We start from the raw sequence: 26,013 nt of genomic DNA on the forward strand, positions 1-26,013 counted from the left end.
CTTTTGCTTACGCGCGCGATTGGTTAGGCTCGCAGCCGCAAGTCTGGCACGATTCTTGATACGTGCCGCGCGGGAACCAGGCGGGCCATTCACTCGCTGAAACAAGGCAAGGTCCGTCAATACCAAAGGGGCGCAAAGTGAAGAAGATCGAAGCCATCATCAAACCCTTCAAGCTGGACGAGGTGAAGGACGCGCTGCACGAAGTCGGCGTTTCCGGCATCACCGTGACAGAAGCGAAGGGCTTCGGCCGGCAGAAGGGGCATACAGAGCTCTATCGCGGGGCCGAATATGTGGTCGATTTCCTGCCCAAGGTGAAGCTGGAGGTCGTAGTACCTTCCAGCCTGGCCGATCAGGTTGTCGAAGCCATTGCGGGGGCCGCGCAAACCGGCCGCATCGGCGATGGCAAGATCTTCGTTTCCGACATCACCACCGCCATCCGCATTCGCACCGGCGAACAGGATGACGCCGCGCTCTGACGCGCAAAACCCGCACCAAGATTACACCAATTTCCACGTTCCGGAGGACAAAGTACAATGGCTAGTGCAGCTGATATCGTGAAGCAGATCGCTGACGAGGAAATCGAATGGGTCGATGTCCGCTTCACCGATCCCAAGGGCAAATGGCAGCACCTTTCCATGTGCGCCTCTGTTGTCGACGAAGACATGCTGGAAGAAGGCATGATGTTCGACGGCTCTTCCATCGAAGGCTGGAAGACGATCAACGAAAGCGACATGATCCTGAAGCCGGACCTCACCGAAACCTGGATCGATCCGTTCAGCGCGACGCCGATGATGGTCATCAACTGCGACATCGTGGAGCCGAGCAATGGCGAGCTCTATTCGCGTGATCCGCGCTCAACTGCAAAGCGCGCCGAAGCCTATCTGAAGAGCACCGGCATCGGTGACACCGTCTACGTCGGCCCGGAACCCGAGTTTTTCATGTTCGACGATGTCCGCTTTGAAGACGGTTACTCGTCCTCCGGCTTCGCCATCGACGATGTCGAGCTGCCGACCAATTCGGGCAGCGATTTCGAAGGCGGCAACATGGGTCACCGCCCGCGCGCCAAGGGCGGCTATTTCCCCGTCTCTCCGGTCGATAGCGCCGTGGACATCCGCGCTGAAATGGTTTCGACCATGATGGAAATGGGCCTGCCGATGGATAAGCACCATCACGAAGTGGCCGCCGCACAGCACGAGCTTGGCATTACCTTCGGCACGCTGACGCAGACCGCCGACCGTGTGCAGATATACAAGTATGTCGTGCAGCAGGTCGCCCACGCCTACGGCAAGACCGCAACCTTCATGCCCAAGCCGATCAAGGACGATAACGGTTCGGGCATGCACACCCACATGTCGATCTGGAAAGATGGCAAACCGACTTTCGCTGGCAATGAATATGCCGGCCTGTCGGAAACCTGCCTCCACTACATCGGCGGTGTCATCAAGCACGCCAAGGCGCTGAACGCCTTCACCAACCCCACCACCAACAGCTACAAGCGTCTGGTCCCGGGATTCGAGGCTCCGGTACTGCTCGCCTACTCGGCGCGCAACCGCTCTGCTTCGTGCCGTATTCCATACGGTTCGGGCGAGAAGGCCAAACGCGTGGAATTCCGTTTCCCCGATGCCCTCGCCAACCCGTACCTCTCGTTCGCTGCGCTGCTGATGGCGGGTCTCGACGGGATCGAGAACAAGATCCACCCGGGCGATGCGATGGACAAGAACCTTTATGACCTGCCCCCGGCAGAGCTCGCCGACGTTCCGACCGTTTGCGGAAGTTTGCGCGAAGCCCTGCTGGCCCTGCGCGACGATCATGAGTTCCTGCTGAAGGGCGACGTGTTCACCAAGGACCAGATCGACGCCTACATGGACCTGAAGTGGGAAGACGTCCTGCGCTTCGAGACGACGCCGAGCCCAGTCGAATTCGATATGTATTACAGCTCGTGATTAGTGTGCGAGAGGCCGCCGCGCCCTTTGCTTTCAAGCTATAGCGCAAACGAAAAGGCCGTCCGGAGCAATCCGGGCGGCCTTTTGGGTTCTGACCGTTTGGCCTTCAGAAAGGCGCGGGGATGCGACGCACGATCGAAATAGGCGCGCTCTCGTCCGCCGGGACCTCCAACTGCGTGAAGGGCTGGCCCATCCAGAGGCGGTAGCCGCCATCGTCCAGCTGCGCGATGCGGTTAAGCTTCAGATAGCCAACCGTCATACGCGTGTAATCGTCGGACTGGCAAAAGTCAGAATCCGTTTCGTCGCGACATGCAATCGCGCGATCTGATGCGGAGAAATCCCCCGTCAATTGCAGCATGGCGATCGCTTCATCCGTGGAGACCTCTTCTGCCAGCGTAGCGAAGTCGGCAAATTCGCACGGATCGTGGGGTGAAAAGGCCACTTGCCGGGAAGACCGTGCGCTGTGCGTCGATACGCCGCCTTCCATCGTGTTCAGGGTGACGTTCCAAGAGGTCCTTGTGCAGGCATCCCCCTCCCGCTCGGGCCGTTCGAGGAGCGTATAGTCGCGAAAGCCCGGCGGAGTCATGCCCTGAGTCCGGTCTTCGATCCTGACGACGGTGCCGTGCTCCTGTCCCTCCAGCATCACTGCGCCCATTTCGGAAGCGCTCAGGCCCTCCAGAGCATCGTACCAAGCACTGTCCTGCGCCTGCGCTGCGGAGGCGAAAAGCAGCGCTGCGAATGCTGCTGTGCGAAAGGTATTCATGCGTGTCTCCATCGGCCGAAAGGGGCTATCATACTATGATAACACAGCGCTCCTGCATTTCAAAAAAATCCTCGCGGATCAACGCATTGCCATCATTCCGCGCTTCGCAGTCACGATGAAAGCCGCGAGGAGCATCAGGCTCCAGAACATGGTCAACCAGTCGAGCGGTGTGGGTGCGGTGACATATTGCAGGTGGGCGAGCACCGCCCAGGTCCCGCCGATCAAGGCCAGGAGGTAGAACGACATCGACGCGGTTTCCGTGCTGACAGCGCGCATGAGCTCATCCGAGTGGCGGCGCGATTTGAGCGACACGGCGACTGCGATAATGCTGGTCACAATGTAAACGCCCAAGGCCACATCGGGATTGATCGCGCCGGCCGCGCCTCCATGCGCCACCACGATAAGGGCAATTGCCGCCACGACCATGCCGATGGACGAATAGAGCAGCATCGCACGTTGCTCTCGCAGTTCATCCGCATCCTCCACATTGAGGACTTTGGCGCCCGCGTTGGGGACCAGCGCACCCAGGCCGACGAACAGGCCAGTAACCAGATAGATCATCCCGACCAGCGATGCGACCTCCACCGAGGCTCCGCCCGATGCAAACCTTTCCGATTCCAGAACGCGCATGACCGCCATCGCCCCTAGAAAACCGACGACCCCGCCCATCGCCAGGGCGAACAGGGTCTTCTTCAGCTTGCGCTTCTTTTCGGCGGCTTCGAATTCAGTCTCTGTCATTTTCCGGTTCCCAATCGTCGATAAATATGTCCGGCACGGCAACGCCGAACAGCTTCGCCATGCGCAATGCCAGTGGCAGGGAGGGATCGTATTTGTCGGTTTCGACCGCGTTGATCGTCTGCCGGGACACGCCGAGCCGCTTCGCCAGTTCACCCTGGCTCCACCCCTGCCCTTCCCGGAATTGCTTGACGCGATTGTTCAACGAATCACCTTCTCTGCCTGTAAAGAGCTCTTTACTGACAAGAGGTCTTTACAGTCAAGGACTCTTTACAGGTCTGTTTGCGACCCAGATCAGACGCAGGAAAAAGGGCCGTCCGGTTTCCCGAGCGGCCCTTCCGTTTACCCTGCGATAGTTCAGGCGGTGGCGCGGTGCGCTTCGCGTGCAGCAACCAGCGACAGGGCGAGGAGACCGATATCCTTAAGCAGGAACTGGCCGGGGAGGACGGAAATTCCCAGCCCACCTACGCTCGGCTCAAACACTCCCGGAGTGGAGAGGAAAAACGAGAAGGTAAGTGCGAATGTCGCGGCAGCCAGATATCCGCCAATCTCGGCAAGGCGCGGACTGAAGATGCGGCTTAGCAGAAGCAACGCAATGCCGATCTCCACTGTGCCGATCAGGTTCGAAATACTCTGCGCGCTGAAAATCTGCAGCGTCCAGGCGATGAACGGACTGTTGGCGATCAGGCCGTTGATGGCTTCGGCTTCGTAGCCGGTGAACTTCATGCCGCCGAACCACGCGAAAATGGCGGCAAGGCTGAGCGATGGCGCGATCCGCGCAACCTTGTCGAGTGCGCTTTCGCCGCTCTCGACGGTAACTGTGGCCGGGTCAGCGAAGGTGTTGGTTGCAGTAGTCATTGAATTTCTCCTCATGGGATGAAGCCCCTTGGCTTCATGATATTTGTTACTGTTTAGTCACATTCAATTTGCGAGTGCTCCTAGCGAGTGCTCGCATTGCAATTCGCACCGAATGCGATAAAGGTTACTGATCGGTCCGAAAAAAGTTCAGAAAGATTGAAAGGCCCTCCACATGGGACGCAGGAAGCGGTTCGATCCGCAAGACGCCAAAGAGGCGATGAAGCAGATATTCTGGCAGCAGGGGTACGAAGGCACCTCTCTACAGGACCTCGAACGCGTTACCGCACTGCCAAAGCAAAGCCTGTACCGCGAATTCGGCGACAAGCGCGGCATGTATCTGGCTGCCCTCTCCGCTTACGAGGCAGAGGAAGTGCGCGCCGCGTCCCGGATCCTGCGCGCACATAGCGATCCGAAGCAGGCGTTTGCCGCATTGTTCGATGCAGTCCTGCGCCCGGTTGAGGAGCAGGACGACCGGCGCGGGTGCTTCCTCTGCAATGCGGCCAGCGACCGGACGACCATAGAACCCGCCATCGATACATGGGTGAATGCCGCGATGGTGCGAATGCTCGCTACCTTTACCGCTGCGCTTGGAGACACGGACAAAGGCGATCAGAAGGCGCGCGCCTTGTTGGCGGGGTATGTTGGCATCCGGGTGCTTGCCCGGTCCGGGCTACCCACACCCGACCTGCGAATGGCCGCCAACAGACTGATTGAATCAACCCGATGAAAGACCCTTTCCTACAGCTTTCCCTTCTCTCTAGCGCCTTGGCCTGACACAAAGCAGGAAAGGCCTGGCCATGACCGAAAGAACCAAGCGCAAACCCCTCTTCGATTTCGTCCGGCGGATGGTCGGGCGGCCCATCCGTCAGAGCGAAGTCGAAACGCTCGATTGCATGCTTGATGGCGGGGATGAGGATTGTCTTCAGGACACTGTAACAGGTGTAACAGGTTCTCCGGCAAGTGACTGGAAGGTCAGCCAAAAGGGCGTCTCGCTGATCCAACACTTCGAAGGCTGCGCAAAGCGCCGTGTAGACGGCATGGTAGAGGCTTACCCAGACCCCGGCACCGGCGACGATCCGTGGACCATCGGCTGGGGCGCGACGGGCAAGGATCGCTTCAACGGAGGCAACATCAAGCGTGGCACCGTGTGGACGCAGGCGCAATGCGATGCGCGGCTCGAGGAGGACTTGCTACGCTACGCCAGCGATGTGGCGCAGGCGCTGGGCGATACTCCGACCACGCAAAGCCAGTTCGATGCGCTGGTCAGCTTCCACTACAATACCGGAGCGATTGCCAAGGCAACACTGACCCGCAAGCACAAGGCGGGTGATCATGCCGGAGCCGCACGCGAGTTCGACCGCTGGTGCTATGCCGGTGGCCGGGTTCTGAAGGGTCTGGCACGGCGGCGGGCGGCCGAAGCCACGCTTTACCGCACGCCTGAGTAGTCTCGTCGCAAGGCCCCACAGAGTTTACATGTAACAGGAACCGCTCTGCGGATCGGCCCGTTCGTGTTGCGAAGGAGTGGAAACATGAAGCTAGCATTGGCAACCGTATCAGCCCTTGCCCTCGCCGCAGCACCCGCATTGGCGCAGGGCCAAGGAAATGGGAACGGCAACCGTGATCGCGGTGGCCCGCCTGCTCAGGTGGAGCGCGGCAATCAGGGCAATGGCAATGCCCAACGCGGCAATCGCGGTGGCGGGCAGGAACGCGCCACCCCTCGCAGAAACCAGGGCAACGGCAATGGCAACCGCGGTGGGGGCAATGCGCGTGGTAACGGAAACGGGAATGGTGGCGGACCGGCTGTCGTAACCCGTGGCAACGGCAACAACGGCAATGCTGCTAATCGTGGGAACGGCAACCGCGGGAACGGAAATGGCAATCGCGATGGCGGGCTCGACATCCGGCTCGACGGTGGAGGCCTGATCGACCGCGTCCTCTACCGCGATAGCGGCCTCGTGCGCGGGTGTCCTCCGGGTCTTGCAAAGAAGAACAATGGCTGTCTGCCTCCGGGTCAGGCGCGCCAATTAAATGACCGTTACAGCCGTTACTCGCGCTACTCGCCGAACTGGTGGAGCCTGCCTTACTCGGGTGGTCGCTACTTCTACGATGATGGCTTCCTGCTGCAGTACGAAGGCAATCGCGTGTCGGCCTACATCCCGCTTCTGGGCGGTGCATTGGGCATCGGCAATCCGTGGCCAAGCGACTATGGCTATCGCCGCGTGCCCGATTACCATTCGCGCTATTACGGGCTGGGTAACAGCTATCGCTATGCCGACAACGTGATGTACCGCGTCGATCCCGAAACAGCCGCTATCACCTCGGTCGCGGCTCTGCTGACCGGTGACGAGTTCGTGGTCGGCAACCCCGTGCCGCGCGGGTACGATGCCTACAATGTGCCCTACAGCTATCGTGACCGCTATCGTGACGGGCCCAACGCCCATTACCGTTACAACGATGGCTACATCTACCAGATCGATCCGGAAACGCGCCTTGTCGCGGCCGCCATCGAACTGCTGATCTAGGGACACCCGATATGACAATTGCAAAACGCAATCGCAGCGTGTTGGCCGCACTCGCCTCCATCTCACTGCTCGCCATGAGTGCATGCAGCGAAGACTTCGAAACGATGGAAGCGAACAAAGAACCCGGGTCAGACTCCATCGCGGCGATGATCGCCGGAAACGATGATCTCTCTTCCGTAGAGGCCGTGCTCGAAACCGCGGGGCTCGTCGGCGCATTCGACGCCGCTCCCTATTACACCGTCTTCGCACCGACCGACAACGCGATGGAAGCTTTGGGTGACGACTTCGAAGGTGAAGAGGGCCGCGCCGCGCTCGCCGCTATCCTGCGCGAGCACGTGGTGCCCGGCTATCTGACCCGCGAGGATATTGCCAATGCTATCGAAGCGAATGGCGGCTCTGTCGAAATGGCAACCATGGGTAACGGTACGCTGACCTTTTCGATGGATGGTGATGCCTTGAGAGTTGCCGGCACCAATGGAGAGGACGGCGCAGTGATCGAGAGCGAAATGCTCGGCACCAATGGCGTGGTCTTCCCGGTGGATGCAGTTCTCAAGGACGTTACGCTGGCCGAATAAGCCAAAGCCGGTCTGCTAGTAGTCCCGCCGGTACTCCAACGCGGCACTGTGGCGGCCCACTGTGCTGACTGTCGCGAGCAGGTTCAGCCAGTTGGAGATGCGGAACTCCGCATTGGTGGCCGAATAGCCCACGCCATCGGTGATGATCTCGACATAAAAGCGGCGCGCGAAGCTCTTGCCCAAAGCTACCGAAGTCCCACGATCGAGCGCCGCATCGGCGGGCACGATACGCAGGCGATCAAGCCCGATGGCATCGCGCAGCTGGTTGATCGGGCCCATGCCGGATCCCCCGCGCAGGCTCGCCACTGCGGCGCCCAATTGAAGCGCATCGGTTGCGGAAAGGTCAGTGATCGAACCGCCGAAGAGGATCCGGGCCAGCACCTCCTCTTCGGGCAGCGCCGGGGTTGATGAGAAGGTGATATCCGGGCGACTGGCGTTGCCGCTGACGTTCACATTGACCGACAGCCCGTTGACGTTGGACTCCGCCACCAGATCGATACGCGGATCGATGGGTACGTTCTGATTGAAGTCGATCTCGCCCCGGGTGATCTCGAAACGCGCTCCGGCAAAGGAGTAGAAGCCCTGCCTCGGCACCACGCTAACCGAACCGCCAAGGCGCGGGTCTGCCGTGGTGCCGCGGATGCGCAGACCGCCGGTGCGCCATTCGCTATCCAGTCCCAGACCGTCGACGTTGATGTTGCCGGGAGCGGTCACATCGATGAGGTAGCGCCACGGGGTCGTGTCGACCACGCGCGCTTCCCTGTCGGGCGGCAGGTTGATCTCGGTCACGTTGACGCGCGGAAGCTGGGCGATAGCCTCTGCCGCACCACCCATCCGCCAGCGGGCCTCGCGCGCTTGCAGACGCCCCGCAATGGTACCGCCGATGCCGTTGGAAACGATGCGCATGGGGCCCGTCACCCGCGCGCCCATGTTGGGCAGGTCGAGGATCTCTGCATTGCGTGCAGCGATGCGGATATCCATGCTCGGACCACGCGACGCAGTGATGCCCGAAAGGTCGATAAAGCCGCTGCCGCTCACGCTTCCGCCATTGGGCGCGGTGCCGGAGAAGCTGGCGAGGTTGAAACGCGAACCATCAAACCGTCCGCGCGCGGAGACGCTGGTGATATCGGTGCCCGTCAAAGTGCTGCGCACCCGCAGATCATCGCCCGAAACAGAGCCTGCCACGCGGGGATTGCCTAACGTACCGCGAATGTCGGCTGCAGCGTCAATCTCACCCGTCACATCGAGCAGGTCGATCGCCGCCAGCCTCCACAACGAAGCAGCAGAGCCTTCGTAACGGAATTGCCCTAGTAGCGACCCGGCGTAGAGGCGCTGGGTAAGGCTGCCCGATTGCGGCAGATTGGCAATCCGTGCTTGCAGGCGCCCATCAGCGCCGTTCTCTGCCGACATCACCGCGCGCACCTGCGCCAGGCTTTCCGACAGCTCACCCACCAGAGCAATGTCCATCGGGGAAGATATCAGAGTAGCACTCGCGCGCGTTAGGTTGGACACCATCAGCCGCGCCTCACCCGTCGGCAATCCGTTCGCGCCACCAGCAAAGTCGATAGTGCCGGACACCGTGCCGCCTACGCCCAGCTCGCCCATGATAACATCGGCCAGCCGCAGCGGCATGTCAGACAGCGCGACACGACCGCGTGCCGGCTCTTCGCCGCCGAAACGACCGCTGGCGATCACATAGCCGTCCGCGAAGGAAAGCTGCGAACGTTCGAGCTCCCACCCGCCATCAGCCGTCCTGCTCAGCACCGCGCTACGCGGCATGGAGATATCCCGCCCGGCATAGCTGCCCGTCACCGCCACCGCGATCTGATCAGGCGTGGTATTGCCATTCACCAGCAGCTCGAAACGGCTCCCGCGCTGCCCGGTAAGCGCCGCGTCAAAGCGTCCGTTGCCGTTGGTCACACTGGCATTGGCGGCCATACGACCAATGAAGATCTGGCCGTAGGTCAACCCCTGTAAGCTGGCGTTGCCGCTGACTGTGGTACTGCCCTCTTCCAGCCTACCGGTCGCATCGATAGTACCTCGATTGATCGCAAGCAGCGTGTCACCGCTGAATCGTGCATTGCGCAAGGCCAGGTCAACGTCGAACTCCTGCACCCCGCCCGGAACCGAAAGCGTGATGGTTCCGTCAACTCCCCCGCGCGAAAGGGTAAGGTCACCTGCTGCACCGCCGTCCACGAGAGCCAGCGCACCGGCCACGCGCGTCTGTGCGACATCGAGCCGCGCAATGTCGAGGAAGGTGTCCCCGCCATCAGCAATGGTCAGGTCGAGCAGACCATCGAATGCGCCCAGCAGCGATTGCCCTTCGGTCTCGATGGAAAAACCGTCATCGGTTGGCGCAAGAGCCACGCGCACATCGCGAAGGCCAGCTGCCGGCAGCGGATCAGCGAAGACGAGCACCGCGCGCGGTCCATCATCGGCGACTTCCGCCTCAACCGTGAAGTTGCCGTAGTCGGCCTGCGTACCGCGACCTGCCAGCGTGGTGCGGCCATCCACAACGCGGCCATCGAGTATGAGGTCCAGCTTGCTGCCGTTAACGCGGAAATCGTTGAACATGATCGGTGCAGAGCCACCCAGCGCCAATCCACCACCAAAGCGCAGATTATCACCCGCAAGGTTCTCGAGCGTGGAGTTGGTTACGCGCTCGACACGTCCCCTTACATCGGCGTCCACGCGCCACGGATTGCCGCCGCCCAGCACCACATCGAGCTGCGCCGCTGCGTCGACCACGCCAATGCCTTCGAATGTCAGGTCGGCGATGTTGAGCGGCCCGTTGAGCCGGGTGATGCCCGTTTCGAAGTCTGAATTGAGACCCAGCCGCGCCTGCAGCCCCTGGAAATCCACCGCCAGATCGTCCGACAGCAATTCGTTGCCTGCATAAACAAGTGTGCCCCCGACAGAGCCGTTAACGAGGCGTGGATCGGCGAGCTCAACACCGCTGACCACGCGGCCAATTTGCGCATCGACCGGAATCGTGAAACGTGCACTATCGTATGTCAGCGTGCTTCGGTGCACGACGTTCTGCACCAACGTACCCCCGGCATCGATCTCGTCCACGCGCAGAACATGCGGCGCGCTCAGATCGCGGAAACTGCCATCAAGTGTGGCTTCCAGCACGGCCCCGTTCATCGCAACATCGGGCGAGAACAGTGTTGCATCGAGCAACTGTGCATTCAGCACGAAATTGTTGAAGGCATTGTCCGCCAGATCGATCGCACCGCCACCATCGGCATTCACGCCCCGCGCACGCAGAGTAAATTCGCCTTCCGCCACACTGTCTTCCAGCGTTCCCGACGCAGTGAGCATCACGGAATCTCCCAGCGCGCGGCCAGGGAGTCCTTCGAAATAGCCGCTCGGATCGGCACGCCCGACAAGGCGGTATTGCCCCGCTTCGTTAAACAGGTTGGCCTGCACAATCTCCTCGCCGCCCTGCACGGCTCGCAAGTCGCCTGCCCAAGCGCTCCAGCTGCCGTCACCTGTCAGGGTCAGGTCGAGGTCCTCTTCCGCTCCGACCATGCTGGCGAGGAAGCCACCTGCGGGCGCTTTCCAAACACCTTCTAGATCGAATACGTCACCATCTGGTTCGGCGTTGACGAGCATTGCAAATTCGTCCGCGCCGCCGAATTCTCCCTCGGCGTCGAGGAACACGCGGCCTTGGCGCACATCGGCTTCGGCGACAAACTGGATTACACGCTCTTCACCCAGCAGACCTTCGGCAACGCGCAGGTCTTCAATCGCAAGGCGATCAATGCGGATGTCGAAATCGGGAAGGATGGGCGCGTCAGGATCGCCCGGTATCAGCTCCGGCACCGCGTAGAGCGTGCCGTTCTTGGCAATCAGGTATCGGATGTCGAGCCCGCTGGTGAACCAGCTGAGCGGTCGCCAGTTGAGCTCGACCGTCGGGATTTCGAGAAATAGCGTGTCGTTCGCATCACGCAGTTTCACATCGTGCAGCGTGGAGCTCCAGATGATCGATCCGTCGATCTCGCCAACCTCCACCGACAGGCCCGATGCAGGCGCGACCTTGGCAATCTCGTCGACAATGAACTGCCGCCCGGGCGGCGTGTGCAGGAATGCGACGAACAGCAGCAACACGGCCAACAGGCCAAGAAGAACGAGCGCAGCGCCGCGCAGAATCTTGCGCGCAATCGGTGAGCGCGGTGCATCGTCCGCAAGTGCCACGTCTTCCGCCATCAGAAGGCCTGCCCCAGCGCGACATAGACCGCGATCCAGCTATCGTTCGGACCAGGGTTAAGCGGGGTCGCCACATCAAGGCGCAACGGCCCGAAAGTCGTGTTGTAACGAACGCCCACACCCGCACCAAAGCGGATCGTGCCAAAGTCCGGCAGCGTCTCGTCAGATACGGTACCGGCATCAATGAACGGCACGACGGAGATGGCACCATCCATGAAGCCTGTCCGAACACGTGCTTCGAGCGAAGCCTCCACCAAAGAGCGCCCACCGCTTGGTTCACCCAGCGTGTCGGCAGGACCGATAGCGTTGTAACCGTACCCACGCACCGATCCGCCACCGCCGGCATAGAAGCGGCGCGAAGGCGCGATAGCATCAAGCTCTCCGCCCTGGATCGTACCGAAGCGCACACGTCCGGCGATCACCACACCATCCGACACCTGCTGGTAATTCGCGAGGTCGAACCGCAATTTGAGGTAAGTCGTGTTCTCTCCAAATACGCGCGAGATTTCGGGTGAGGCAGCAATCCTCGCGCGGATGCCCTCGGTCGGATCGAGCAGATCGTCCGAACTGTCGAACTGGATATAACCCGGCAGCGCGGCGACGAGGAAGTCCGTGGTCGGGCTTTCGATACCGTCGGTGGTAAGCTCCGATTCACGCGTCGCGACCAGCTCGAAGCCGCCGCCCCACGAAATTGGCTTCTGGAACAGCAGAGTGCTCTGGCGCTCGTAATTGCCCACCAGCGAGACGGTCTGCGCGTCAAAAGCGTCGGTATCGATGGTGGTGGCAAAAGCATCGAGCGTCAGAATGCGATCGCGGCCGAGGAAATTGTTCTTCTGGAAAGTAACGCCCAGCAGCTGTTCCTGCGTGCCAGCAATGCCGCGTACGCGCAGCAGGCCTTCAGGCGGGAACAGGTTACGATGCTCCCACATACCTTCGAGCCGGATGCCGACTTCGGTGCCGATACCGATATTGCCTGCCAGCGTGCGGAGCGGAGCCTCGGTCAATTCGGCCTGGATATCGACCACACCCGGCTGACCGTTGGCGGGCTCCTCCACCACCACCGGCGTTAGGACAACAGAACCAACAAGCCCGGTAGCAAGGATTGCAGCGCGCAGGTCTTCCTCGTCGCTACGTTGGTAAGTGTCGCCCGGGTCCCAGCGCGCAATCCGTGACAGATGTCGGCCCGACAGGAATTCCGGGAGCGAGCTGGTCACCGCACCGAAGTTGTACAGCCCGCCCGGTTCCACCGGCATCGTCAGGTCGCCCTCCTGCCGGTCATGGTCTACCAGCAGGTCAGGTTCTTCGATGGCCGCGAAGGGATACCCGTTTTCGCCCAAGGCCACATCCAGATCGATCTGCTCCTGCTCGATTGCATCGAGCGAAATGAAATCGCCGGACTGGATATCGAACGCGGCCCGCAATGTTTCGTAATTACTGCCCGCCGCCTCAAGATTGCCCAGATCGATCGCACCGAAGCGATAACGGGTGCCCGGTTGCACATCGAAGCGTGCCGCCGGACGCTCCAAATCCGCCTCTACCGCTTGATCGACATTGCCTATCGTTCGGGTAACCGTGGCGTTGAAATAGCCGTAGACCCGCAGCAGTTCTTCCAGCAGCGCCTGATCGCTGCGCGCCTGCACCGCCAGCCGCGCGACATTGCCATCATCATCGAGCTCTTCAATCGTCGAAAGCGCATCGAAGCGGTCAAGGAACTTGTCACGTTCGGGAAAGAGCACGCGATCGTTGGGAAAGACAAGGATGAGCTCGTCCGAAATGCGTTCTTCACTGCCTGCAGGGATCGGTGGAATTTCATCCTTGAAGGTTGCGAACTCGATTGGTTCCCCGGCTTCAACCGGCTCTATCTCCGCAAAGCCGATTTCCTCCGGCCATTCCACGGTTACGAGCGGCATGTCGCCCAACGGCGCATCGCTGTCGATTTGTGGCGGACGCTCGGCATCCTCTGCAGCTTGCTCGGAGATACCTTCCTGCGCCCATTCTTCGGGGTTCTCGACCGCCGCTTCCGGGATAAGTTCATCCAGACCACGCGCGTCTGGCCGGTCCTGCGCATGAACAGCAGCAGGCAAACCAAGCATCATCACCGCCGCCAGAACGGAGGCATGGCTGCATTTCGACATGTTGGACGTATCAGGCGAGCTTGTATTCGCGCTGCAGGCCGGGCGTATTGTCCTTGCTTCCGCCATCTGGCGCCGGATTTCTCTCTCCGCCCCCGGAGGTGACATTTTCGATGAGAGCTCGTTGCTCTTCGTCGGACAAGCGACGCCACCCGTCCGGCCCGAGCTGTTCAAGCGGACGGAAGCGGACCTTGTATTGCATGCGTTCAGAGCCCGCGACCCAGTATCCGAGGTAGACATAGGGCAGGTCTGTCGCAGCCGCGCGGCGAATGTGGTCAAGAATGACGTACGTACCAAGCCCGCTGCGATCCTCGTGTTCCGGGTCGAAAAAGCTGTATATCATTGAAAGACCATCAGCTTGACGATCCATCAGGCACGCGCCGACCAAACGCCCCGTGCTTCCATCTGCTGTAGGCTCTCTATACTCGACTACAAAGCTGGAAACACTGGTATGTTCCACCATGTCAGCATAATCGACCTCGTCCATAGCTGCCATACCGCCGCCGGGGTGTCGATGCTCGAGGTAGCGCTGGAGCAGGGCAAACTGCTCCTCGGTCGCCCAGGGGCGGCATTCGGAAGACACCAGGTCGCTGTTCCGTTTTAATAGCCGCTTTTGCGAGCTGGATGGTTTGAAGTCCTTTGCCGCCACGCGGACCGAGACACATGCCCGGCAATCAGCGCAGCTGGGGCGGTAGGCCACCGTCTGGCTACGGCGAAAACCGATGCGACCCAGTGCATCGTTCAGCTGCTCCGCATGCGGTCCCTTCAGCTCGGTGAAAACCTTGCGCTCCGTCTTGCCCGGCAGATACGGGCACGGCGCGGGGCTCGTCACGAAGAAGCGGGGGAAACGAACGGGGGCCGTCACGGCGTTGGCGGTCCTCTTGCCTAAAAAAATCAGCTACACGGGCTGCGATGCCTCACGGTATGCGCACAGGAATCGCGTCAGAGAACCATGTTAACCATAAAAACCGCGCTGTGCAGGCTTAATTTCCACAATCGCCTTTCCACGAAGCTCAAGCGCCCCGAATTGGGTCATGTAAAACAGTAAGCGTAACGCACGCGGCTCATACGCCCTTGCCCGAACGGCCCGGCTGCAATCCCGAAAGCGTCATCGTTTCGAAAGCATAGTCCTGTTCTCGCAGATCCTCGATCAGTGCGTCGAAGCTGTTCTGGTCGCGGATTTCGAACTCGATATCGGTCTTGATGCTCTTGGCGGAGACGACGCCGAAAATGCGTTGCTGCGAGATTTCGAGGATGTTCGCCCCGTTGCGCGTGAATATCTCGGCAGCATCAGACAGCGCGCCGACTCGGTCGGTCAGGATGAGGCTGACAAGCCCGATCCGCCCTGTCCGCGCCAGCGTACGCATGATGACATTGGCGAGGAAGCGCTGGTCGATATTGCCGCCCGTCAGGATTACGCCAACTTTCTTGCCGGCAAATTCCTCGCGCGGCTTGCCGTTGGCAGGCGGCAGCAGAGTGGCGAGACCTGTCGCCCCGGCGCCCTCCACCACTGTCTTCTCGATATCGAGCAGCAGCGAAATTGCTTCCTCGATCTTGGCTTCGGAAATGATGCGCATTTCATCGACGATGGACATGACCATCGATCGTGTCAGCTGCCCCGGCTCTTTAACCGCTATGCCTTCGGCGATAGTCGCTCCTCCGCCGACCCGTGGTTTGCCGATCTTGAGCCCGTACATGGCCGGATAGACTGACGACTGCACACCGATGATCTTGATGTCGGGCTTCATCGCCTTGGCCGCCAGGGCAACGCCGGAGATCAGCCCACCGCCGCCAACAGGGACCACGATCATGTCCAGATCGGGCACGTCCTGCAGCATCTCGATCCCGACAGTGCCCTGTCCGGCAATCACATGCGGGTGATCAAACGGGTGGACGAAAGTAAGATCGCGCTCCTTCTCCAGCTCGCGCGCGTGGGCATATGCTTCGTCAAACGTCTCACCTTCCAGCACGACATTACCGCCAACCGCTTCGGTCTGCATCACTTTCACCACAGGCGTGGTGCGGGGCATCACGATGGTAACGGGCACACCAAGCCGTGTGCCGTGGTGGGAAAGTCCCTGCGAATGGTTGCCTGCACTCGCCGCAATCACACCGCGCTGACGTTGCTCTTCTGTCAGATGCAACAAGGCATTGAGAGCCCCACGTTCCTTGTAAGCCGCGGTGAACTGCTGGTTCTCGAATTTCAGCCAGACTTCGGCGCCGGTAATCGAGGAAAGTGTTTTTGAATGAAGCGTGGGCGTGCGGACCACGGCGCCATCAATGCGCGCTGCGGCCGCTTCGATATCGGCGAATGTCAGATTTCCCTCACTCATGGCGCCAATGGCTACCCAAACCGGAGGCATTGGGAAACCGGATAGCTGCTTTCAGGCAACAAAGTTTCGCTTGGGTGATTGCCTAACGCGAGCTGACAGGGCATCCACCCGCGCCATGAGCACAATCGCATTTCTTGGCCTCGGCGTGATGGGCGGCCCGATGGCAGGCCATCTCGCCCGCGCCGGACATCACGTCACAGGTTACAACCGTACGCCTGCCAAGGCGAACGAGTGGAAGGCCTCCCTCGCCAACGAAGGCATAGACGTGGCGACTGCGGAAACACCGCAAGAAGCCGTTGCCGACAAGGACGTGGTCCTCGCATGCCTTGGCAACGATCAGGATGTCGAAAGCGTGCTGCTGGGCGATGGCGGTGCCTTGGCCGCGATGCGCACAGGCGCGACCTTCATTGATCACACTACGGTTTCCCCAGCCCTCGCCCGCCGGATTGCCGAAGAGTGCGACCGACTGGGCTTGCATGCTGTTGATGCACCCGTATCGGGCGGGCAGGCAGGGGCCGAGAACGGCAAGCTCGCCATCATGTGCGGTGGCTCTGACGAAGCGATGAACGCGGCGACGCCGGTGATGGAGGCCTTTGCCGCACGCATCGTGCACATCGGCGGTCCAGGTGCGGGTCAGGCGTGCAAGGCTGTAAACCAGGTTTGCATCGCAGGCGTGCTGGCCGGCCTTTCCGAAGGCGTGCGGCTGGCGCAGGCAACCGGTGTTGATACCGACAAGGTACTCGAAGCGATTTCGGGCGGGGCCGCACAGAGCTGGCAGATGGAAAACCGCTGGAAGACCATGGTTCAGGGTGAGTTCGACTTCGGCTTTGCAATCGACTGGATGCGCAAGGATCTGGCGATTGCCCTTGGCGAAGCCAAAGCTGAGAGCCTTTCGCTTCCCGTCGCCGCCTTGGTCGACCAGTTTTACGCACAAGTACAATCAGCCGGTGGCGCGCGGCAGGATACCAGCGCCCTCATCCGCCATTTACCGGAGACAAAGTAAGTGACCTTGACCCGTTTCATCACCGCCATTGCGGCGCTGCTAGCCTTCTCCACTCCTGCCGTGGCGGATACCTGGATCGATAATGTCGACGGCATCTCGATAGGCCGCGATGGTACTGTTGATCGCTTTGTCGGCATGGTGATCGACGAGGACGGGCGGATTACCGAACTGCTCGACTTTGGCGACCGTCCCACGCGCGATATCGACTACCGCGTGGATGGAGAAGGCCGGGTCATGGTGCCGGGCTTTATTGACGGGCATGCGCATCTGATGGGGCTCGGCCTCGGCACGCTGGTGCTGGATCTGTCCGAAACCCAATCGCTTGATGAGGCGCTGGGCCGCATTGCCGCCTATGCCACCGCCTATCCTGACCGCCCGTGGATCCTCGGGCGCGGCTGGAATCAGGAGCGCTGGGGGCTGGGACGTTTCCCGACCGCAGCAGAACTCGATGCCGTGGTTTCTGATCGCCCCGTCTGGCTAGAGCGGGTCGACGGTCATGCGCATTGGGGCAATTCGCTGGCGATGGCCTCTGCCAACGTCACACGCTCGACCCGCGATCCCGAAGGCGGGCGGATTGAACGGCTTGCCAATGGCGAACCTTCAGGCGTCTTTATTGATGCGGCCACGGCAATGATCACGGCGCAAGTCCCACCGCCGCTTCCCGAAGACCGCGATCTGGCGCTCTACAATGCACAGAACCTCCTGCTCAGCCACGGCATCACGGCAATGGCCGACATGGGCACGACGATAGAGGACTGGATGACAATTCGCCGTGCAGGCGATGCTGGCTGGCTGCAACTTCGCGTGATGGCCTACGCCGATTCGGTTGATTCCATGCTGCTGATCGGCGGGCCACGCCCGACCGACTGGCTCTACGAAGACCGGCTGCGACTCAACGGCGTGAAGCTTTACCTCGATGGTGCGCTTGGCTCTCGCGGCGCCTTGCTTCTGGATGACTACGCCGACGACCACGGCAATCGCGGCCTCCCGCTTTTGAATGGCACCCAGCTCCGCAATCTCATGAGCCGCGCGGCGCTCGACAATTTCCAGGTTGCTGTGCACGCGATTGGCGATGCTGCGAATCAGGAAGCGCTTTACGCGATTGAGGAACTGGCCCGTGACTATCCCGGGGACCGCCGCTGGCGCATCGAACACGCCCAGATCGTTGATCCGGCGGACCTTCCCCGCTTTGGTCAGCACGGCATCATCGCCAGCATGCAGCCGGTCCACCAGACCAGTGACATGTTCATGGCAGAAGCACGCCTTGGCGAAGCGCGACTCGGGGGAGCCTATGCCTGGCGATCGGTACTGGAAGCAGGCGGAACTCTTGCCTTTGGCACCGATGCCCCTGTGGAACCCGTCAATCCGTTGGCAGGGCTCGCCGTGGCCATTAGCCGTAGCAATGCAGATGGCGAACCCTTCGGCGGCTGGCGGCCGCAAGAGACGATCACGCGCGAACAGGCACTGGCCGCCTATACTGCCAATGCCGCCTATGCCGGGTTTGCCGACGGGCGATTCGGCACTCTTGTCCCCGGTGAACGCGCAGACTTTGTGTTGCTTTCCGGGGACCCCTTGTTAGGTTCTCCGCAAGAAATACGTGATATCCGCGTGCTCGAAACTTGGATTGCTGGCCGTCGTGTCTATGATGCCGAATTGACACAGCCGGTGATTGAGGGACCGTCGAGATAACTTATTACAAGATTTTGTCTCGCCTTTCCCGAAATGACACGCTATAGAGTTTTTAGATTACGCAATTTTTTTGAGGGTTCTTGATGATGAAGAAGCTTTTGACCACTGTTGCTGTCGCTGGTGCGATGGTTACCACTCCTGCCCTGGCGCAGGACGCAGCATTTGATCGCCTGCCCGCTCCGGTTGAGCAGGGCGAAGAACTTGAAGGCGAAGCTGGCCTCATCATCGCGCTGCTGGCTGCTGCTGCAGTCATCGCCGGTATCATCATTGCTACCGGTACTGACAATGCTGACGAGCAGCTGCCTGCCAGCCCGTAAGGCTTAGCGGTACAAACCGAATTGAAAACGGGGCCCCAGCGGCCCCGTTTTTGTATCTGCAATCCCGGTAGACAGCGCCTTAGTTCAGGCCAACGTTGGGGCCCTCGGCCTTTAGCTCTTGCTATCTTCAGCTACTGCACTTTCAGCAGAAGCGCTTTCCAACTTTTCAGTTTCGGCTTCCTCGGTCGCTTCACGCTTCGCCCGCTTGCGCTCGCTGAGGTGCATCAGGACAAGCGATCCCTCGAACAGCAAGATGAGCGGCGCGGCCAACATGATCTGGCTGATCACATCGGGCGGCGTGATGATCGCCGCAACAGCAAAGACCGCCACGATCACATATTTGCGCCCCGCAACCAGCTGGTCACGCGTGACCAACCCGGCTGCGTTAAGCAGCATCAGGAAAACCGGCAGCAGAAAGCTCACCCCGAAAGCGAGGATGAACCGCATGACGAGGTCAAGATACTGTCCCATCTCTGGTAGCGCTTGTGCATTCAGCCCTCCACGATCTCCTTGGAAACCGAGGAACCACGGAAAAGCCAGTGGCATCACTACGAAATAGGCGAGGCAAGCGCCCATCGTAAAAAGAACCGGCGTGGCGATCAGAAACGGCAGAAAGGCACGCTTTTCCCGCGCATAGAGACCCGGCGCCACAAAGGCCCAGAGCTGGTTTGCGATGATCGGGAAGGCGAACAGGAATGCGGCAAACAGCGCGACTTTGATCTCGACGAAGAACGCCCCGTACAACTGCGTGTAGATCAGCTGGCCCTCACCCTCGGGGAATGAGGCGGTCAGGGGCCTGACCAGCAGACCGAAAATCTCGTCGGCAAAATAGAAACTGATGCCGAAAGCGATAGCGAGCGCAATGACCGCCTTTACCAGTCGCCCGCGCAGTTCGATCAGGTGATCAAGCAGCGGAGCCTGGGTTTCGTCGAGGTCTTTCAGCTTCATCGCCACGGCTCAGTCATCCTTTGCCTTGGTACTAGCAGGAGCGTCAGAGCCCGAATTGCCAGTAGCAAGCGGCAGTTCCGCCTGCGAAGCCTGCAATTCCGCCTCGGCTTCGGCGGCAAGTCTCTCGGCCTCTTCCGCAGCAGCCTTCTGCTTGGCAGCGATCACCTTGAGCTCTTCGGCCTTCTCTGCCGAGATGGCCTGAGACTGGGATTGAGACTGGGCTTGGGGCGCTGCCGCCTTTGCAGGATAGGCACCGGTGGGCTCCATTTCCGCCGGCGTGCCCTCGGGATGCTCGCGCATGATCCTCTCGTTCTGCGCCTTCCACTGCTTCTCCATGTCTTCCAGCTCGGCCTCCCGCACGACCGAGTCGAGGCCGGAGCGGAACTGGGCGGACATTTTGCGCAGTTTGCCGACCCAGCGCCCGAACGTGCGCAGGGCAAGCGGCATGTCGTCGCGGCCGATCACAATGACCGCCACAACGAAAATGAGCAGCAATTCAATGGCGCCGATATCGAACATTTCTGGCCCTTGCAGCGCGGCTGGAGCGCAGACTAACCGGCAGTTTTGTCGCTGGAAGTCGCGGTGTCGCTGGTTTCCTCAGCAGAGGGAGCGGGCGTAGGTGTCGGCGCTTCGATCTGCGGGCTGGGCTCTGAAGAGGCCTTGCTCTCCTCACTCATACCCTTCTTGAAGCTGCTGATTCCCTTGCCGAAATCGCCCATCATTTCCGAGATACGACCGCGCCCGAACAGGACGAGCACGACGATAGCGACAATCAGAATCTGCCAAATACCTGGCTGCATGATTTTTCCTCGATTGGATTTGAGACGATAATCTAGGCGTTTTCTTCCGGAGTTTCCAGCGCCTCTATCTCGTCGGCATCAAGTTCACCGAATTCTGCCGCCTCTTTTTCCAGTTCTTCAGCGGCTTCATCCTCGGCCGCCTGCTCTGCAGCAAGCTGCTCTTCCTTCTGCGCCACCATGTCATCATAGGCGTCATCGACCGGATCGAGCAGGCCCGCCGCTTTCAGTTCAGCCAGTCCCGGCAAGTCCTTACGCGTTTCGAGACCAAAGTGGACGAGGAACTCCGGCGTCGTGGCGTAGATTACCGGACGGCCCGGCACTTCGCGTCGCCCTGCTGCACGCACCCAGCCCGCTTCCATCAGCACATCGAGCGTGCCCGATGACGTTTGCACCCCGCGGATCGCTTCGATTTCCGCGCGGCTCACAGGCTCGTGATAGGCGATGATCGCCAGCACTTCGGTCGCGGCGCGAGACAGGCGGCGCACCTGCTCTTTCTCCCGCCGCAGCAAGTGGGCGAGATCGGGTGCGGTCTGGAACTGCCAACGCTTGCCGCGCTCTACCAGAATGATGCCACGATCCTTGTAGAGTTCTTGCAGCTCGATCAGAGCATCCTTCACATCGGCATCACCCAGATGCGCGGAGATCTGCTCACGCGTCATCGCTTCTTCGGAAGCAAACAGGCAGGCCTCCACCGCGCGGGCAAGTTCGGAAGCGTGGCTCATGCCGTTATCCTTCGCAGTTCCAGCGGGCCAAAGGTCTTGTCCTGCCGGATTTCCGCCTTACCCATCCGCGCCAGTTCGAGCGCAGCAACAAAGCTGGAAGCCAGCGCGCTCTTCTTCAACCTTGGCTCAGCATCGCAGGGCAGAAAATCACGAATTTCCATCCAGTCTACATTGACGCCAAGGATCGCCGAAACACGGTCCAACGCACTGTCGAGCGTCATCACCGGGCGTTCGGCAACCATGTGCACCACAGGCTCGGTGCGGAGCTTCACCTGGCCGTATCCGCGCACCAGCTGGTACCAGTCGCACTGCCACTGGTTCTTGCGCAGAACCTTCAAGCCTTCAGGAGCGCCGCGCGAAAAGACATCGCGCCCAAGCCTGTCCCGCGCCATCAGGCGAGCCCCCGCTTCGCGCATCGCGCCAAGGCGTTGCAGGCGCAGTTGCAGCTTTAGCGCGAGCTCCTCAGGCGAGGGATCTTCCTGCTCTTCCTTGGGCAGGAGCAAAGCTGATTTGAGGTACGCCAGCCACGCCGCCATCACCAGATAATCGGCGGCAATTTCCAGCTTAAGCGCCTCTGCCCGCTCGATATATTCGATATACTGGTCAACCAGCGCGAGGATCGAGATCGACTTGAGGTCGACCTTCTGCCGCCGCGCGAGATCGAGCAGAAGATCGAGCGGTCCTTCCCACCCGTCGAGCTCCAGATAGAGCGCGTTCTCGTCCGCCGTGCCGGGCGCGGCGATCCCCTGCCAATCGTCGTCCGGCCCCGTTTCGGTCGTGATCGACTCGATCAGACCGCCTTCGTCCATTGCCGCACTCATGCTGTGGCTCCCACTGCTTCGAGCAGGCCATCGCGCGTGGCTAACAACTCTTCGCGGGTGGATGTGTCACTCGGCACACCTGCATTCGCGAGCGCTCGATCCAGCCGCGCCGCAGAGACTTCTGACATCGCTGGCAGCGCCTCGACCGTGCCTTGCATATCGTCCAGCTTGCCCCAACAATTGAGCACCACATCGCAGCCAGCGGCGATGGCGCGAGCCGAACGTTCGGGGATTGTCCCCTCGAGCGCTTCCATATCGATGTCGTCAGTGAGCAGCAGCCCGTCAAAACCTATGCGCTGGCGGATAATCTGCTTGATGACCTTTGCCGAAAGTGTCGCCGGGTTGTCCACGTCCCAAGCGGTAAAGCGGATGTGCGCGCTCATCGCGATGGGTGCATCGGAGAGCTTCGTGAAGGGAGCCACATCGTGCTCCAGCTCCTCCACACTCGCAGTGACAGTCGGCAAGTCTTTATGACTATCCACCACCGCGCGGCCATGCCCCGGCATATGTTTGATACACCCCGTAACGCCGCCGCGGGACAGCCCATCGAGCACAGCGCGACCCAGAGCCGCGACCTGCATCGGATCCCGCCCCAGAGCGCGATCTCCGATCACGTCATGCGCGCCCTCGACCGGCAGATCGAGCAGCGGCAGGTAATCGACGGTGATGCCCACCTCGTGCAGGTCCATCGCCAGCAACTGGGCATTGGCGCGCGCCGCCTGAATAGCGCTGGCTGGCGCGACACTGTAAAGCTGTCCGAACACGCCCTGCGGCGGATAGGCCGGCCACTCTGGCGGCTTCATGCGAGAAACCCGGCCACCTTCCTGATCAATGCTGATCAGAAGCTTGTCACGTCCGTGGATGCCACGCAGATCATCGGTGAGGGCGCGCAGTTGTTCGCGCGTTTCGACATTGCGCCCAAACAGAATGTAGCCTGCCGGATCAGCCTCTTTGAAAAAGGCGCGTTCGGCATCGGTCAGTTTGGGACCGGAAAGGCTGAAGATCGCGGGTGTCATTTGCCCTATTTACGCCTGAAAAGCGTCGATCAAGCAAGCGATTCACCATAGCGTGCAGGGGAAAACGCGCCGAAAAGCCTCTTAGCGCTCAACATACCGTAATTTCTGACCGATTATCGGACGTAGCAGTCACCACCTGACGAACGGATCGAGCGACAAATCCGCTCGGCTTCCGCCGTACTCGAAGCCACGGCCTGCAAGCGGTAAACCGTGTTGCTGTTGACCTCTGCCTCGATCACGCGGTGACGCAGGCCAGACAATGCGCTGAAGCGGCTCGACTGGTCACGCCAGCCGTTGTTCGCCTCTTCACGGCTGCTGTAGGCTGCAATCTGCACATAGGCCGCACCGCTCGGCTCGGATGCGCCCTCGCCGCCGGATCCCTCACCGCCGGACTGCGCGACATCAATGCTGGGAGCAGGATCGCTGTCTCCGCCATCGTTGGTATCGATGCGACCACGCGTGCTTTCGCCCTCAGCCACTTCGAATGCCTGATCGCCTGTTCCGGCAACGTCTTGTCCGCCCGGATCTTCGGGGCGCTCTTTGTAAGCGCCTTCGGGCGCTTCAACAGTGCTGCCATCGGGAACCATCTCTGCATCAGGCGTATCGCGGGTGAACCACCACGCGGCTGCCAAAAGTGCGGCCACGACCAGCAGGCCAACAAGCGCAAGAACAATCAGGCGAACATCAAAACTGCCTTCTTCCTCGTACTCGTCAGCTTCCAGCCACGGCAGGTCTTCATCCTCATCGGCAAGGGCAAGCTGGCCATCCTCTTCCCAGGCCTGCTCCAGCTCTTCACCGGCTTCCAGATTCTCGTCCTCATCCCCCGGATGAATCATGACTTACAACTCCTCGACAGCCTCCACGCCCAATAGGGCAAGGCCATTTCTAATGACTTGCCCGATTTGTGACGCCAAGAACAGCCTTGCAGCCGAAAGGCGCGCATTTTGTGCCACGATGATGCGTTTTTCCGCATCGTCGTTCCCCAGGTTCCAGAAGGCATGGAAGGCGGCGGCAAGGTCATAAAGGTAGAACGCGATCCGGTGCGGTTCGCGCGCACGGGCGGCGGCTTCCACTTCGCGCGGGAATTGTGCAGCCTGCTTGACCAACGCCAGATCGTCTTCGGTCAGCAGATCGAGCTGCTCTCCGGACGGCGTGATACCCTCCGCATCGGCCTTGCGCAGGATCGAGCAAATCCGCGCATGGGCATACTGCACGTAGAAGACCGGATTATCCTTCGACGCCTCGACCACCTTCGCGAAGTCGAAGTCCATCTGCGCTTCGGGCTTGCGGGTCAGCATCGAGAAGCGGACAACGTCCTTGCCCACTTCCTCCACCATATCCGCAATCGTTACGAAGTTGCCCGAGCGTTTGGACATTTTCGCCGGTTCGCCATCGCGTAGCAGCTGCACCATCTGCACCAGCTTCACATCGAAGGGCACGGGTTCACCCTGCCCTTCGCTCAGCGCAGCTACAGCCGCCTTGATCCGCTTGACCGTGCCGGCATGGTCTGCACCCCAGATATCGATCAGCTCGTCGGCGTTCTCGGCTTTCTGCATGTGGTAGGCGAGATCGGCCCCGAAGTAGGTCCATTTGCCGTCCGACTTTTTGATCGGGCGATCCTGATCGTCACCGAACTTTGTCGAGCGGAACAGCGGCAGTTCGACCGGCTCCCAATCTTCGGGCGGTGCCTTGCCCTTGGGCGCTTCGAGAACGCCGTCATAGACAAAATCGTGCTCACGCAACCACGCTTCGGCCGCTTCGGGCTTCTTGGCTGCCTGCAGTGCAGCTTCGGACGAAAAGACATCGTGATTGATACCGAGCAGCGCGAGGTCGGACTTGATAACATCCATCATCCGTTCGACCGCAAAGGCGCGGAAAATGGCGAGCCATTCGTCTTCAGGCGCGGTCCGGAAACGGTCGCCGAATTCCTTGGCCGCAGCTTCACCCACGGGCACGAGATAGGCGCCGGGGTAGAAACCTTCGGGGATTTCGCCGATATCCTCTCCCAGAGCTTCGCGGTAACGCAGGTGCACCGACCGGGCGAGCGTATCGACCTGACCGCCAGCATCGTTGACGTAATATTCGCGCGTCACCTGATGGCCTGCATGTTCAAGCAAGCTGGCAAGCGCATCGCCCACGACCGCACCGCGGCAATGCCCCATATGCATGGGGCCGGTCGGGTTGGCGGAGACGTATTCCACGTTCACGCGGCGCCCTTCGTCCATCGCAGACTTGCCGTAATCGTCGCCCAACTCGGCAATTGCGGCGACTTCCTCGGTCCAGATCTGCGGGGCGAGCTTCAGATTGATAAAGCCCGGCCCTGCAATCTCTGCACTTACAATCAGCGGATCGCGCTGGAGGTGCTCGACAATCTTCTCCGCCAAGGCGCGCGGATTTGTCTTTGCCTGTTTGGCGAGAACCATCGCAGCATTGGTCGCCAGGTCGCCATGAGAAGCATCGCGCGGTGGCTCCACGCTTACGTTGCCGCGCGGCGTGTCCGCCGGAAGCACACCTTCGGCTTCGAGCGCCGCCAGCACGGCATCAATCTTTTGCGCAAATGCGGCGTAGAGAGTGGGTTTGTCAGACATAGATATAGCTCAATTGCACCCCGAAGGTCGGGGTTC

Annotated in this window: 25 protein-coding genes; 9 read left to right on the forward strand and 16 right to left on the reverse strand. The window is 60.6% G+C overall.

Translation table 11 applies throughout. The annotated features are described in order from the left end of the window. Positions 1-137 precede the first annotated feature (137 nt). Both OOZ52_RS04460 and glnA read left to right on the forward strand, forming a co-directional pair. Positions 138-476 carry a P-II family nitrogen regulator gene (locus tag OOZ52_RS04460; RefSeq protein WP_274697303.1) on the forward strand — a complete coding sequence of 113 codons (339 nt, stop codon included), beginning with the start codon at positions 138-140 and terminating at the stop codon, positions 474-476. A gap of 57 nt (positions 477-533) precedes the next feature. Then, on the forward strand, positions 534-1,943 hold the full coding sequence (gene glnA / locus OOZ52_RS04465) for a type I glutamate--ammonia ligase (RefSeq protein WP_274697304.1): 1,410 nt from the start codon (positions 534-536) through the stop codon (positions 1,941-1,943). 106 nt (positions 1,944-2,049) lie between these two features. Here glnA and OOZ52_RS04470 read toward each other — a convergent pair whose 3' ends face one another. The 4 genes from OOZ52_RS04470 to OOZ52_RS04485 all read right to left on the reverse strand — a co-directional run bounded on the left by OOZ52_RS04470 (position 2,050) and on the right by OOZ52_RS04485 (position 4,299). Then, positions 2,050-2,706, reverse strand: coding sequence for a hypothetical protein (locus OOZ52_RS04470; RefSeq protein WP_274697305.1), 657 nt, complete (start codon positions 2,704-2,706; stop codon positions 2,050-2,052). A gap of 78 nt (positions 2,707-2,784) precedes the next feature. Continuing rightward, the gene (locus OOZ52_RS04475; RefSeq protein ID WP_274697306.1) at positions 2,785-3,444 is read right to left on the reverse strand and encodes a hypothetical protein; all 660 of its coding nucleotides are present in this window, start codon (positions 3,442-3,444) and stop codon (positions 2,785-2,787) included. Then, on the reverse strand, positions 3,431-3,646 hold the full coding sequence (locus OOZ52_RS04480; protein ID WP_274697307.1) for a helix-turn-helix transcriptional regulator: 216 nt from the start codon (positions 3,644-3,646) through the stop codon (positions 3,431-3,433). Before OOZ52_RS04480 ends, OOZ52_RS04475 begins: the two co-directional genes overlap by 14 nt. A gap of 152 nt (positions 3,647-3,798) precedes the next feature. Then, entirely contained in the window at positions 3,799-4,299 is a 501-nt protein-coding gene (locus tag OOZ52_RS04485; protein WP_274697308.1) for a YkgB family protein, read from the reverse strand. Between the two features lie 172 nt (positions 4,300-4,471). Between OOZ52_RS04485 and OOZ52_RS04490 the strand changes: the two genes are divergently transcribed. From OOZ52_RS04490 to OOZ52_RS04505, 4 genes are all read left to right on the forward strand, one after another. Beyond that, positions 4,472-5,026, forward strand: coding sequence for a TetR/AcrR family transcriptional regulator (locus tag OOZ52_RS04490; protein WP_274697309.1), 555 nt, complete (start codon positions 4,472-4,474; stop codon positions 5,024-5,026). 70 nt (positions 5,027-5,096) lie between these two features. Further along, positions 5,097-5,744 (forward strand): lysozyme, encoded by a 648-nt coding sequence (locus OOZ52_RS04495; protein WP_274697310.1) that lies wholly within the window; start codon positions 5,097-5,099, stop codon positions 5,742-5,744. Positions 5,745-5,828: 84 nt separating this feature from the next. Then, positions 5,829-6,821 carry a hypothetical protein gene (locus OOZ52_RS04500; protein WP_274697311.1) on the forward strand — a complete coding sequence of 331 codons (993 nt, stop codon included), beginning with the start codon at positions 5,829-5,831 and terminating at the stop codon, positions 6,819-6,821. 11 nt (positions 6,822-6,832) lie between these two features. After that, complete coding sequence (locus OOZ52_RS04505) at positions 6,833-7,396, forward strand: fasciclin domain-containing protein (protein WP_274697312.1); 564 nt, start codon at positions 6,833-6,835, stop codon at positions 7,394-7,396. Between the two features lie 15 nt (positions 7,397-7,411). On the opposite strand, the gene OOZ52_RS04510 is transcribed toward OOZ52_RS04505, so the two are convergent. The 4 genes from OOZ52_RS04510 to OOZ52_RS04525 form a co-directional block, all read right to left on the reverse strand. Beyond that, a complete protein-coding gene (locus OOZ52_RS04510) occupies positions 7,412-11,608 on the reverse strand; it encodes a translocation/assembly module TamB domain-containing protein (protein ID WP_274697313.1) in 4,197 nt (1,398 codons plus the stop codon). After that, positions 11,608-13,743 (reverse strand): autotransporter assembly complex protein TamA, encoded by a 2,136-nt coding sequence (locus tag OOZ52_RS04515; RefSeq protein WP_274697314.1) that lies wholly within the window; start codon positions 13,741-13,743, stop codon positions 11,608-11,610. The genes OOZ52_RS04510 and OOZ52_RS04515 overlap by 1 nt, the downstream gene beginning before the upstream one ends. Before the next feature lie 10 nt (positions 13,744-13,753). Next, entirely contained in the window at positions 13,754-14,605 is an 852-nt protein-coding gene (locus tag OOZ52_RS04520; RefSeq protein ID WP_274697315.1) for an arginyltransferase, read from the reverse strand. A gap of 199 nt (positions 14,606-14,804) precedes the next feature. After that, positions 14,805-16,073: a threonine ammonia-lyase gene (locus OOZ52_RS04525; protein ID WP_274697316.1), complete on the reverse strand. Its 1,269-nt coding sequence runs from the start codon at positions 16,071-16,073 to the stop codon at positions 14,805-14,807. A gap of 115 nt (positions 16,074-16,188) precedes the next feature. On the opposite strand from OOZ52_RS04525, the gene OOZ52_RS04530 reads away from it, so the two are divergent. The 3 genes from OOZ52_RS04530 (at position 16,189) to OOZ52_RS04540 (ending at position 19,082) form a co-directional block, all read left to right on the forward strand. Then, a complete protein-coding gene (locus OOZ52_RS04530; protein ID WP_274697317.1) occupies positions 16,189-17,076 on the forward strand; it encodes an NAD(P)-dependent oxidoreductase in 888 nt (295 codons plus the stop codon). Next, positions 17,077-18,765, forward strand: a complete 1,689-nt coding sequence (locus OOZ52_RS04535; RefSeq protein WP_274697318.1) for an amidohydrolase — start codon at positions 17,077-17,079, stop codon at positions 18,763-18,765. An 83-nt stretch (positions 18,766-18,848) separates the two neighbouring features. Next, positions 18,849-19,082 carry a hypothetical protein gene (locus tag OOZ52_RS04540; protein WP_274697319.1) on the forward strand — a complete coding sequence of 78 codons (234 nt, stop codon included), beginning with the start codon at positions 18,849-18,851 and terminating at the stop codon, positions 19,080-19,082. A gap of 111 nt (positions 19,083-19,193) precedes the next feature. Here OOZ52_RS04540 and tatC read toward each other — a convergent pair whose 3' ends face one another. The 8 genes from tatC to argS form a co-directional block, all read right to left on the reverse strand. Further along, entirely contained in the window at positions 19,194-20,030 is an 837-nt protein-coding gene (tatC, locus tag OOZ52_RS04545; protein WP_274697320.1) for a twin-arginine translocase subunit TatC, read from the reverse strand. A gap of 9 nt (positions 20,031-20,039) precedes the next feature. Further along, on the reverse strand, positions 20,040-20,549 hold the full coding sequence (gene tatB, locus OOZ52_RS04550; RefSeq protein WP_274697321.1) for a Sec-independent protein translocase protein TatB: 510 nt from the start codon (positions 20,547-20,549) through the stop codon (positions 20,040-20,042). A gap of 32 nt (positions 20,550-20,581) precedes the next feature. Next, a complete protein-coding gene (locus tag OOZ52_RS04555; protein ID WP_274697322.1) occupies positions 20,582-20,830 on the reverse strand; it encodes a Sec-independent protein translocase subunit TatA in 249 nt (82 codons plus the stop codon). Positions 20,831-20,862: 32 nt separating this feature from the next. Then, a complete protein-coding gene (scpB, locus tag OOZ52_RS04560; protein WP_274697323.1) occupies positions 20,863-21,552 on the reverse strand; it encodes an SMC-Scp complex subunit ScpB in 690 nt (229 codons plus the stop codon). Beyond that, a complete protein-coding gene (locus OOZ52_RS04565) occupies positions 21,549-22,373 on the reverse strand; it encodes a segregation and condensation protein A (protein ID WP_446698110.1) in 825 nt (274 codons plus the stop codon). Before OOZ52_RS04565 ends, scpB begins: the two co-directional genes overlap by 4 nt. Further along, positions 22,370-23,389, reverse strand: a complete 1,020-nt coding sequence (gene nagZ, locus OOZ52_RS04570) for a beta-N-acetylhexosaminidase (protein WP_274697324.1) — start codon at positions 23,387-23,389, stop codon at positions 22,370-22,372. The genes OOZ52_RS04565 and nagZ overlap by 4 nt, the downstream gene beginning before the upstream one ends. A 113-nt stretch (positions 23,390-23,502) precedes the next feature. Then, the gene (locus tag OOZ52_RS04575) at positions 23,503-24,225 is read right to left on the reverse strand and encodes an SPOR domain-containing protein (protein WP_274697325.1); all 723 of its coding nucleotides are present in this window, start codon (positions 24,223-24,225) and stop codon (positions 23,503-23,505) included. A gap of 3 nt (positions 24,226-24,228) precedes the next feature. After that, on the reverse strand, positions 24,229-25,977 hold the full coding sequence (argS, locus tag OOZ52_RS04580; protein ID WP_274697326.1) for an arginine--tRNA ligase: 1,749 nt from the start codon (positions 25,975-25,977) through the stop codon (positions 24,229-24,231). Positions 25,978-26,013: the final 36 nt, after the last annotated feature.

Source organism: Aurantiacibacter sp. D1-12, from assembly GCF_028858515.1.
GTDB lineage: Bacteria > Pseudomonadota > Alphaproteobacteria > Sphingomonadales > Sphingomonadaceae > Alteraurantiacibacter.